Source organism: Kitasatospora sp. NE20-6, from assembly GCF_045862635.1.
Map to the genome: position 1 here is coordinate 1 of NZ_BPRL01000118.1, position 11,645 is coordinate 11,645.

General features: G+C 69.9%; 4 protein-coding genes. 3 read left to right on the top strand and 1 reads right to left on the bottom strand.

The genetic code is table 11. The features are described 5' to 3' along the window. Positions 1–246, bottom strand: a 246-nt coding sequence (locus tag SNE206_RS39310; protein WP_407918397.1) for a hypothetical protein, incomplete at its 3' end; no start/stop codon positions are given. A 783-nt stretch (positions 247–1,029) separates the two neighbouring features. On the opposite strand from SNE206_RS39310, the gene SNE206_RS39315 reads away from it, so the two are divergent. The 3 genes from SNE206_RS39315 (at position 1,030) to SNE206_RS39325 (ending at position 11,537) form a co-directional block, all read left to right on the top strand. Beyond that, a complete protein-coding gene (locus SNE206_RS39315) occupies positions 1,030–6,795 on the top strand; it encodes a DEAD/DEAH box helicase (RefSeq protein WP_407918398.1) in 5,766 nt (1,921 codons plus the stop codon). A gap of 145 nt (positions 6,796–6,940) precedes the next feature. Beyond that, on the top strand, positions 6,941–9,208 hold the full coding sequence (locus SNE206_RS39320) for a hypothetical protein (RefSeq protein WP_407918399.1): 2,268 nt from the start codon (positions 6,941–6,943) through the stop codon (positions 9,206–9,208). A 73-nt stretch (positions 9,209–9,281) separates the two neighbouring features. Beyond that, the gene (locus tag SNE206_RS39325) at positions 9,282–11,537 is read left to right on the top strand and encodes a hypothetical protein (protein WP_407918400.1); all 2,256 of its coding nucleotides are present in this window, start codon (positions 9,282–9,284) and stop codon (positions 11,535–11,537) included. Positions 11,538–11,645 lie beyond the last annotated feature (108 nt).

Consider the following 11,645-nt stretch of genomic DNA (forward strand, 5'->3'; position numbering starts at 1 on the left):
CTCCAGGCCGCCCGCGACCTCACCGTCCAGGCCGCCGGCATCACCACGCTCCCGAACGCCGGCACCATCGGTGTCATCGGCCGGCGCGTCCTTGCCGGCCTCCTCCCACCCCGCCGGCCCCGCGTCAGCACCCGCAAGGTCCGCTCGCCGGTGTCCCGATACGCCGAGCGGCAGGACGACGGCCGCCCGGACAGCAGCCGGACCGTCACCCGCCTCGACGTCGCCATCCTCGAACCCGCAGATCAACAGCCCCGCTGCCCGCAGCCTCCCGAGACGACCGGCACACCGTCCACTGCGAGCGTCGTCGGCACCGCATCCTCGACCTGCTCCACGAAGAACCCGACCGGCCGTGGCGGCCCCGCGACATCGCGGCCCGCTTCGGCGACATCACCTTGGAGACCATGTATCGGCAGCTCAACCGTTGGGCTGCCAACGGCCTCATCCACAAGATCGGGCCCGGCCTCTACACCGCCACACAGTGGTCACCAAACCCCTGGCCACCAGCGGAAATACGTTAACTACCCGGCCTTGGGCGAAGCCCCCACATCCGCCCGGCGAGGCGGAAGATTCGAGCAGAGCGCCATCGCCGTCGAGAAGGCCCGCTCGTGAAGCGCTGACCGGCGAACGGGGATGGACGGGCTCAGAGGCCGCGCATGTTACGAATCGGACAACCCTCGGCACCGCATGTACCAACGGCATGACAATGGCGGCTCGGAACAGGTCGGCGGAGGTGGCGTGCAACAAGGGCAACATCCGCCGGTCCAGACCTCCCTGCCGTCCTCCGTAACTCGGCTTGTCGATCTGGTGGCACAGACGACTGACGGAATGACAGTCCCTGATCTCACCGCGGCAGTCCGGAGCAAGTACCCGGGATTCCCTGCGGCACGGGTCTCAGACCTGCTGAAGCGAGCCATCGCCGGCGGCGCGCTGATCGAGGAGACCGGTCGGGTTCGCGTTCCAGGGCCCGTGCCCGCCCTGGCCCAGGCCCGGACCATCGAGCCAGCCACATGCAGCTCAGGGTTCCGGGCCGTGGCCTTCGATCTGGAAAGCATCTCACGGAGCATTGCCGTTGCGCCGTGGACGGACCGGCGGATCTTCCAAATCGGCGCCGCGCGGATGGGCACCGATGAGTCCTGGACCGCGGAGCAGCCCCGATTCGAACGATGGGTCGCACTTCCCGACGCGGAATGGGAGCTCTCCGACCCGGTGCGGCGCAAGCGACACGCTGCCGAGGCTGTCGGTGTGCGCGAAGCCATCGAAGGCTTGCGGACGTTCTGCGACAACGCGGACCTGATCATCGCTCACAACGGCAACGCCGCCGACTTCCCGCTGCTGGACGAGGAGTGCCGACGGGCCCGCATCCCTGTTCTGGACACCCCTCGGGCCGACTCGCTCTATCTCGCCCATGCTCTCTTGCCCGTCTCCGGCAGTCACCGGCTGGTGTCCGTCGCGAAGGAGCTCGGGGCCGATCGGGCAGGGCTGACCGCTCATGACGCGGTGGACGATGCCGTGCTGCTGTCTCGGATCCTGCGCCGGGCCGGCTCCGCCTACGCGCTCTGGCCTGCGGAGCAGCGGGATCTCGTGTTCGCGGTCTGTCCGGATTCCCGCTCGTGGCTCCTGTTGCGTCACCTCGCTGGTCTGCCAGTCACCGCCCCGGTGTCCTGGACGGCGGCCGCCGTCTCGGCCGAGGTCGGGCGGACTCTGACGGAACATACTCCGCGTCGGAATGCCGGAGCGGCTTCGGGGAGGGGTGCTGTAGCTGTCGGTGCTTCGCTGCGAGGTACTGACGGGCGGGTTGATCCGACGTTGCTGGCCTCCATGATCCGCGTGAAGGCTCAGCGGCGTGAGGCGCAGGAGGAGATGGCCGCCGCCCTGCATGCCTGGGCCGACGCTGCGGTGCCCGCCCTGGTGGAGGCCCCGACAGGCACGGGTAAGAGCCTGGCGGTGCTGGCGTCCGCGCTTGACTGGCTGGCAGGCGCGCCTGACCGGGTTGCGGTGATCGCTACCAACACCAAGCAGCTGCAGAACCAGCTCGCCCGTGATGTGGATGCGCTGGAGAGGTCGACGCCGGGTCTGCTGGCGGCGTCCGATCTGATCAAGGGCAGCGCCAACCGGCTGTCCCTGCGCAGCCTCACTTCGGCGTTGGCGGAGGCCACTGATGTCGGCCGCGACACGCATGGCGGTCGGCGTTTCCTCGAGCAGCCCGAATATCGCGAACTGCTGGTCTACCTGTGGTTACGCCTCGCCGCCGCCAGTCGTCCGCCGTTGAGTTGGACAGCCCGCTCCGTGGATCCGGTGGATGTACCCCTGCACTTCGTGGAGAGCATCGGGCCGAGGCTGGGCGAGTGGCTGCTCTCGCTGTCCCAGGGAGTCGGAGGGGAGTACCTCCCTTCCAGCAAGAGCTTTCTCGCCAGGCATACCGACACCGTGCGCGAGGCGCTCTCCGCTCACCGGTTGCTGCTGGCCAACCATGCCCTCGTCCTCTCGCACCTCGACGACCTGCGTGCCATGCCCGGAGAAGTCCTCCTGGTGATGGACGAGGCGCATCAGGTCGAGGATGCGGCAACCTCGGCACTCACCATCTCCCTGGACTATGCAGCCGTCGAGGACATGGTGGCCGAGTGCACCGCGTGGGCTCGTACGGCATGTTCCGGCCTCACCGGGCGGAAGATCCAGGACGTGCTCGGCGAATTGGAGAGCATGCTGGACCACGAGCAACTTCCCCGTGCCGTGGCGGAGGCGTTCGACGGGTCGGCCGTCGGCGGAGCCCTCGTGGGCTCTCGCACGACCACTCTGGCGGGCCCCTTCAGCGGCAGCTCAGGGATCCGAGCCACACGCGCGGTTCAGCGTCACCTGCGCACACTGGCCACTCTCACCGGCAGGCTCACCGCGGCTTTGGCCGCCCACGCGGCGCAGCATGCCTCGACGCTCGACTTTTTCGAGTCCGAACGCCTCGCCGCGATGTACGCCCGGGCCGGTGATCTCAAGGCAGCCGCAGACACGGTGATCTCCGACATCGATGCGGTGCTCGGCCCGTCGACGTCCACCCCACAGCCTCGTTCGCGAGCGTCCGACGGTGCTGTCCCGCTCACCGCCTTCTCCGCTACTCGTTCCGGCACGCCGGAGACGGAGGACGAGGCGGTCGGGGAACACGAGGGAGTGCCGCAGTCCGCCGAGCAGGAAGCCCTGCCCGGACTGCCTCCGACGGCGAACCGGCTGGTGTACGCAGAGGAAAGCGAGATCCCTCGCGCCGGGCTGCGGAACTACCGGTTCCGGCTCTCCTCGAGCCCGATCGAGCTGCCAGCCGATCCTGATTGGCAGCGGTTCCTGTCGGCCTTCCCCCGCACGTACTACGTTTCGGCGACCCTGAGGGTGGCAGGCAGCTGGGACTTCGTCCGCGAGCGTCTCGGCCTGCCTGCCGGCATGGCCGCCCTGCACTTGCGGTCGCCTTTCCCCCTGGGGCGGCAGACCGAAGTGGTGTGCCTCGCAGACTTCCCGTCCTGGGCGGAGCAGCAGGACGGGGCGATGCGGACGGTCGCCCACCAACTGGCCGGGTACGCGGCGGAGATGGTGCGGCCGGCTGCATCGGAGGAGGGTGACAGCCTGGTGGAGCGGGGCGGCTGGGACGGTGGTGCTCTGGTCCTGACCACAGCGCGCGCCACTGCCGCGGGGATCAGCGACCTGCTCTCCACCGAGCTTCGACGCCGGGGCCACCAGGCACCGGTCCTCAATGCTGTCACGCTCGGCAACAGTCGTGGCTTCGGCGGCTTCACCGACCGGTACGACGGAGGCGGTTTTCTGGTCGGCACCCGCGGTCTCTGGCAGGGCGTGGATGTAGGGGACGAGCGTCGGCTGCGTCTGGTCTGGATCAACAAGCTGCCGTTCGCGCCGTTCGCCGCGCCTCTCGTCGAGGCGCGGCGGGCTGCGGTGCGGGCTCGTGCCGAGGCGGCCTGTGAGGAGGATCCCGATGCCTTCGCCACCTACCACTACTACCTGCCGCTGGCGGCGATCCAGCTTCGCCAGGCGGTGGGCCGTCTGATCAGATCCGACCGGCACCGCGGCATCGTCGTCATCTCCGACCGGAAGCTGGCCGGCCGCTCCGCTGTGCGCCGGGCCTACCGTCGGACGTTCCTGGGCAGTCTGGACCCCGAACTGCTGCGCGCCGATCCGGTCACCGGCGAGCCCGGTGGCGGGAATGTCGTCAGGATGGCGGAGGGCTGGGCCAGGATCTGGGGCTTCCTCGCGGACCACGGCCTCCTGGCGCGTGAGCGGGCTGCCGAGCTGTCCCGGCCGGAGGCGCTTGTGGAACACGTCCTGTTGCCGCAGACCCGGCGGATCCGGGAGCTTGAGCTGAGTCCTGAGCAGGTGACGGAACTGCGCCGGCGCGGGTCGCTGGTCGAGGAGGTCCTCCGGCGCAGCGCCGAGGTCGCGGGGTTGCTGCGGTTGATGGACGATCCTGGGTCGTTCTCGTTGAAGGCTGCCCAGCGGGCGGTGATCGGTGCGGTCGCCGAGGGGCTCAATGTGCTGGCGCTGTTGCCGACCGGGTTCGGCAAGAGCTACACCTTTCAGCTTCCCGCTCTGGTGATGCCGGGAACGACGATCGTGGTCAGCCCGCTGGTGGCGCTGATGCAGGATCAGGCGTTGGAGTTGAACCGGTCGATCGGCGGTGCGGTTCGTGCGCTAGTCGCGCCATTGCGTGAGTCGAGCAGCCGGGCCGGTAAGACCGAGGTTGCCGAGCAGTTGCTGGGGCGCGGTGAGCATGGAATCAAGCTGGTGTATGTGAGTCCGGAGCGGCTGTGTCAGCGGCGTTTCCGGGAGCTGGTCCGCCGAGGGGTGGAGTTGGGCAGGGTCGGCAGGATCGTGCTCGACGAGGCGCACACGGTCGTGCAGTGGGATGACTTCCGGCCGGGGATGCAGCGGGTGGAGCGGTTCCTGGCCGAGCTGCGTGCGGATTTCGGTCTGCCCGTCACCGCTCTGACGGCCACGGCCAACCGTGCTGTTCATGCGGGTCTTCGCGAGGGCGTGTTCGGGCTGCCGGGCGAGCCACCTGCGGAGGGAAGTCCGGCGGGACGGCGGGAGGAGCGGGCGCCGGGCGTTCGGGGCTCGCTCGTGACGGTTCGGGAGAATCCCATCCGCCCGGAGCTTGCGGTTTTCCGCAGGGCGTTGGGACGGTCGGGGCCGGTGACCGCGGCCAGGCTCGCCGAGGAGGTGGTGGACACCGTGCGTGATCACGCGGTGGTGTACTGCCTGACGGTCAAGGAGGTGGTGATTCTGCATGCTCATCTTCGCGACTATCTGGGCGAGTCGGGCCGCCGTGTCCGTCGCTTCCACGGCCGGCTGACCGAGGCGGAGAAGGCCGCGGTGATGGCCGAGTTCCGTGAGGCGCCCCGCCGTGGCGAGGAGGGCTTCGCACCGTTGATCGTCGTGGCCACCACTGCGTTCGGCCTCGGTATCGATCGAGACGACATCCGAACGGTCTTCTGCGCGTCCGCGCCGACGGATCTTGCGGCGCTGTACCAGCAGGTCGGGCGGGCGGGCCGAGACGTCGCGGGGCGCGGGGCACCCGGCGAGGCAGACGAGCCACCCAACGTCGGACTGGCTCTGCTGACCGGCCGGGGACTGCGGACCGTTGCCTGGATGACCGGCAACGACCTGGCCCCGTCACTGTTCGTACGTATGGGCGAGCGGGTGCTTGCGGCCCGTGACGGCTTCCTCGACGCCGCGCAGATCGCCGACGCGCTGATGGGCGAGGACCTGGCGGCCGGCCGGCTCACCGAGGAGGACGCCCGCCGGACCCGTACGGCGGAGGCCTACCGCACCGGCGTGATGAGGACGTTCACTGCCCTGGCCGGTCTCGACGCGGTGACCGACCTGGGCGACTTCCCTCCGCGGTGCGCGGTGCGTGAGGGCGAGTCCGAGCGATCGTCAGCCGCCGACCCGTTCGAGCAGGCGGTGGCGGCCGTGGTCCTGGCCCTGCCAGCTCGCTCCCCCGGCCCGGGCCGCCTCCACCGGAGTACCTTGGACGTCGTCCGCCTGGACAGGGTGCTGGCCCGGTCCGTCGACGGCTACCGCGAGTACGCCGAAGGGCCGGCCGGAACGTGGGAACTGCTCGCGGACCTCCACGACCGCGGTGTCCTGGACGTGTCTGCCGCACCCAGCGACCACATGGTGAGCGGCCTTCGGATCCACCACAACACGATGCCTGCCGCGTTCTCGCGGCTGATGGCCGGCCGAGCGGAACGCAGCGCCCGGGAAACCGCTCTGCTCCGGGACTTCTTCACCGACACCGCCACCTGCTCGCAGCGCAAGTTCGCCGACTATTTCGGCGTGCCCAACCTCCCGCCCGGCTGTTGCACCAGCGCGGCCAACCGCTGCTCCGCCTGCTGGGAAGATCCCAGACTTCCGAGGGAGGAGGTCCGGCCCGACGCCGCCAAGGCACTCGCGACACCGATCGGGCTGCTGCGCGGGGCCAGCCCGAGGGTGGACGCGGAGCATCTACGCAGACGGCTCGACGAGCAGATCTACCAGCTGATCTGGACGGTGCACCGGGGCCTGCACCCCTACGCGATCCGGCGGGCACTACGCGGCGAGGAGTCCTGGTACTCGCCACGGCTCGGGCGTCGGGCCCGGCTGCATCCGGCCCTGCGGAACAGCCGGCACTTCGGTGCCCGGGCCGATGTCGCTCACGCCGACGTGGAGGCGGCTCTGGCCCGTCTCGCCGCAGCCGACCGAGTGCGTGCTGAGGAGAGCCGTTGGCGAGCCGTGCCGCATCTACGGGCCGGCCGCACGGTCTGAACTGCCCGACCGCTGTTCCTGCCCCACCCGCCTGGATCGCACGAGGAGCCACCCCATCCTGTACAGCAGTTCCGCCAGTGCTTCCGTCGCTCCGAGCCAGGGCCTGTGGCGACCGTACGACGACCCGCCGTTGCTCACTTCTGCGATGGCACTCGGCCTCGCCGCTGTGGACCCGGGTGAGGCCGAGCCGCTCGGCCTGTACCTGAGCGCTCTCGTGGCCGCCCGCGGCTGCCCTGTCCACGTCGCGGTCGCGTTCAACGCCGTGTTCCTCGGCTACGACGTGGGGGCCGGCGGATACGTCGGAGGCCCCCTCGAACTGGACGCGTTCCCATCCGTCAGCCTCGGTGACGCCACTGCCGCGTTGCCCGTCGGCGCCATGGTCAACGTGCGCACCGGTGCCGAGGCGTTCCCGGCCGAGGTGGTCTACAAGGAGGGGGCCCATCCCCTCGTCGACGCGGCCGGCTGGGGCGAGCTGCCCAGCTGGGTCTCCGGAGCCCCGGGCAACGCGGCCGGGCCCGGTGAGGTCACCACGGGGGAGCCGCCGGTACTGCGTGAGCGACTGGTGATCGATACCGACGCCTTCGGCCACGGACTGTCCGCCTCCCCGGCGCAGCTCCGGCGGATGCGGCGCAAAGGCCGGTGGGTGGACCCGGACGGGCATGTGCTGCTGAACGCGTGCTACGACTCTGAGACGGCGGCGAACCTCAGCGACATCGACTTCTATGCACGCTTCATGAGTACCGCCGGGCGCACGCTCCTCCTCAGTCCCCTCGCGCCCGCCCCCTTTCCCACCCTGCTGGCTCCCGGTGCCGGGCACGAGCAGTTGGAGAGCGCCTTGAAGGGTGTCCTGCGCACCCTTCGTGACATCCTGCGCAGCCGCGACGATCTGCGGATGCACGGCGATTACGCCGTCACCCGCGGCTCCTACGCGGCCCGGCTCGCCGACGACGGCCCGTTGGGCCGGAGCGTTCTCGAGCACCTGGCCGTCGATGTCGCGCGATCGGCCGTTCCTCGCGCACGCCGCGGCGCCGTACCGCGCCCCACCGCACACCACACCGCTGTCGGTCCCGCGCTGCGTGCGCTCCACGGCACTGAAGGCCTCTTCATGGGCCTCGCCTACCCGACCGTGGTCAGCCACGCCAACCTGCTCATCACGGACTACGTGCGTTCGGAGTCCGACGAGGAGACCGGACTCCTGGACAACGGTGTGTACCTGCGTCTGGACGATGCCTGGCAGAGCGGCGGTGTCTGGCGGGCCGAGTGCCCGGGCGAGGCCGGAGCTTCAGTCGGGCCGGACGAACCGGGGGGCCGTGGCTGGCGGGACACCCTCTCGCAGGAACATCCGGCGCCGGCCGTGCAGCAGGAGGTGCACGAGTGTGCCGCAGCCGACGAACAAACCCACACGGAGGTGGCCCCTCCATGGCTGCCCGACGACTCGGATCTCGGCGTGATCGGGGGACTCACCGTGGCCAACAGCCAGATCGACTGGACCCAGCCTCTTCGTCTCCGGCACATCCTGGACTCGGTCCTGCCGTTGCCAACGGCGGTGGCCGAGGGACTGAGGGGGACCGAGTGGTCGGGCCGGCAGGTCCGCCTGGAGCTCGACCATGCCGGGCATCCGCTGCCGCCCGGCGACGGCATTCTCATGACCTCCCTCGAAACCGACGGCGACCGCAGCCATCTCTGCGACGTGGACTGGCCGCTGGAGTTCGTCCCCGGGATGCTGCTGACGCTCAGCTGGGTGCGCGGCGGCGGTGCCGTCCGGGCCCGCACCACGCTACTGGACGCCCCCATCCTGATCGACGGAGAGGAGATCCGGCACCGCTTCGATGCCCGGGTACGGACTCGCGACACGGCTCCTGGGAACACCTGGGCCAAGGATCGCTGGATGCCGGACCTGACACCGAAAGCGCGCGTGCTGCGTGCCGTCCGGATCATGGGGCTCCTGGACAACTTCGGCCGGGCGTTGTTCCCGGCCGGACGCCTGGCCGAAGCCATCGCGCGCACGTCACCGGGGCAGGCGCCGATGGCCCTGCCGGAGCTCGCAGAGACTGTCGACGCCATGCTCGCGGCAGGTGATCTCACCGAGGAGTGGGGCAGCCAGGAACCGTCGGGGAAGGTCCACCACCCTGTCGTTGCGGGACAGCCGAAGATCCGGCTCCTCTGCTACACGCCCCGGCGCACAGACATGCCGAACCGGACGCCGCACGTCCCGGTACGACCGGAGGACCACCGTCCCGCCGCCGGCCACCGCGTGCACGGCCACCTACGCCGCATCGGGCACCTCGACCACCGGCCGAGCCACGAGGCCCGCGAGGCCTACCGCCGGGACAGGGAGCTGTGGGGGCTGATCGGGAGCCCGGAAATCCCACCCGGCTACACCTACGTACTCGAACACCGCCGCGGCAGCTGAACCCACCCACCGCTCGATTCTGGAAAACCACCTCTCGGAGTCGCTCTTGACCAAGCACCGACCCTCTTCCCCCATGAACTGCACGGACGAGGAGCCCTACCCCGTTTTCACGCCCGACCCGGTCTCCCTGACCGCCCCACCCGACGAGGTGTCCGCCGCCCTGCAGGGCCTTTCCCTGGCATTGACCCATCTCACCGACCCCCTGCGCCCGGCGCTGGCCCGCGTGACCGAACAGAATCTCCTGACAACGCTCCAAGCGATGCAGCAGACCGAGCGCACCCACGCCCTGCAGGCGCTCGGCATCACCGTCCCCGCTGCCAGAGTCAACCTGCCGATGTGCCGGGACATGCTCACCCGCATGCGGCGCGCTCCCGACTCCACCCGCACCCGTCATGCACTGCGGCATCTGAGCGGACGGGTGAAACCCGCATTGATCCATGCCTCGCACCAAGCCGATCCGCATGCCCTCGCCGACACTCCGCCCTGGACGCACGGGATGCTGCGTCTGTGTCTGTGGGCGCACGCGACGGCGGAGGTCAACGACGCCCGTATCTGGGCCTGGGCGCTGCAGCTCGATTGGATGACCTCCGACCTCGACCTGGAAGCCGTGTCGAGGATCGCAGCCGCAGCCGACGCCGTGCTCGCGCTGGTCCCCCACCTGGTCCACCCCGGCGAGGACACCCCGCCCGACCGGCAGAGCGAGATCCTCGAACCGGCGGACGAGCAACTGTTCCCCTCCCAAGCCGCAGTGCCCGCACCACGCCCGGCCCCTGCAGACGCCGACTCGGGCGATCTGGCCGGCCTCCGGACCCTACTCGCCGATCTCCGGGCGACGGTGACGACGACACAGCCGTCGGCTGAGCGGATCGCCTCCGCAGTCGGCGACGGGGCGCGGCCGCTGGACTCCGATCTCGCCACCCTTCAGCGACTCGCGCGTGACTTCGACGAGGCCCTGGAACTGTTCTCCGACCTCGGACTCGGCACACCTCAGGCGAAAGTCGCGGATATGGAGTCGGCCGCAGAGAAAGCCGAGGAACAGGCCGGAACGCAGGCCGCCGAGGAACTCGTCCGTACCGAACTGGCAGCCGTAGCCGATCTGCGGGCCCCCGAGGGGTCACCGGCATTCGATCTGCTGCCCGTGGCCCAGCAGCTGGGTCGCGACCTCCTTGCCTCCACGGCCTGGACCGAGGAGCTCCGCACCAGAGCCGACGCTCTGGCGGCCCTGCCGCGACTGATCGCCCTAGTCGGCAGCGAAGCCACGGACACCGGGCAGATGCTGGCGCTGCAGAGCGCACTGGTCCAGGGCCTGCCGGAGCTGACCACCCTCGCGTTCAACTTCCACACCATCGTCCTGGCTCCGATGCCTCAGCCCTGCGCGACCCCGCACGGCGTGGAGAACACCGGCACAGACACGCCGGCCCCGCCCGGCCCCACCACCGAAGCTGTCCCGAAGGACCCACCGAAGGCAATCACCACTCCCGATCCCGCCACCCCACCGGTACGGACCGGTCAGCCAGAACAGCCGCCCACCCTGGTGGCCCCACCGGTCCAGACCGAAAGCCCTGGCCACCACCGAGGAGAGGAAAACCACACCGGTCAGCCGACCGCGGATGCCCACAACACCCCTGACACGGACGACCTGGCCACTGCAACCATCGCGAGCCTGCTTCCGAGTGAGCGCTACGGCCTGGCCTACCACGTGGCAGCCGCCGCAGACTGGAGCGCCCAGCGACAGGCCGCGCTGCGCATCGCGGCGTATGCACACGGCATCCGCACCGAGGCGGGCGGCTGCGCGGCGGCCCTGGCCGAAGAGATGACCGGTCTCGACGTGGAAGCGGTCGCGGTGGACTGGCCCGCCGCCGCCCTCGTGGTACCGGCAATCATCCGGACCTGCCTGGTGTCGGGGGAGTACACGGCAGGTGCAAGGCTCAACGAGCTGGCTCCGCGGCTGGAGGACAACCTCGGGACCATCGCGTCGGAAATCGCCCGGCGAGTACTGTCAGGGGCGCTGGTGGAGTGCCCGCCGCTGAACGTCATCGAGGACGTCGCGACCTTGGAACGCGACCTGGCCCGGGCCCAGGATGCCTGCCGTGCAGCACTGCGCAAGCCTGCCCGCGGCCGGTTTCCGCGGGCGGAACAGATTGCGCGTCAGTTGCTCGCCGACGACGGGCTTCTGGGGTCGGTGTTCCAGCATGTCATCGCGGACGACCGTGATTCCGTCCCGGAGGTGGTCCGCTCCCTCCAGAGGATCCGCAGGCTCACCGTGGTGCAATCGGAACTCGGCCGCTTGGATGCCGAGATCAACTCCAGTGAGCCCTTCTCATCCTGAGCTGCGAGGGTGACGACAGGATTGAGGAAGTGGGGCGTGACGCAACAGGGCTCCCGGCTGTTGCACTGGTGATCTCACTCGCCAACGCTTCAACCCGGGAGCCCTGTT

What these genes read in the sequence shown, in the direction of transcription:
- SNE206_RS39320 (WP_407918399.1), top strand. Translation starts at nt 6,941, where the DNA reads ATGGCACTCGGCCTCGCCGCTGTGGACCCGGGTGAGGCCGAGCCGCTC.
- SNE206_RS39325 (WP_407918400.1), top strand. Translation starts at nt 9,282, where the DNA reads ATGAACTGCACGGACGAGGAGCCCTACCCCGTTTTCACGCCCGACCCG.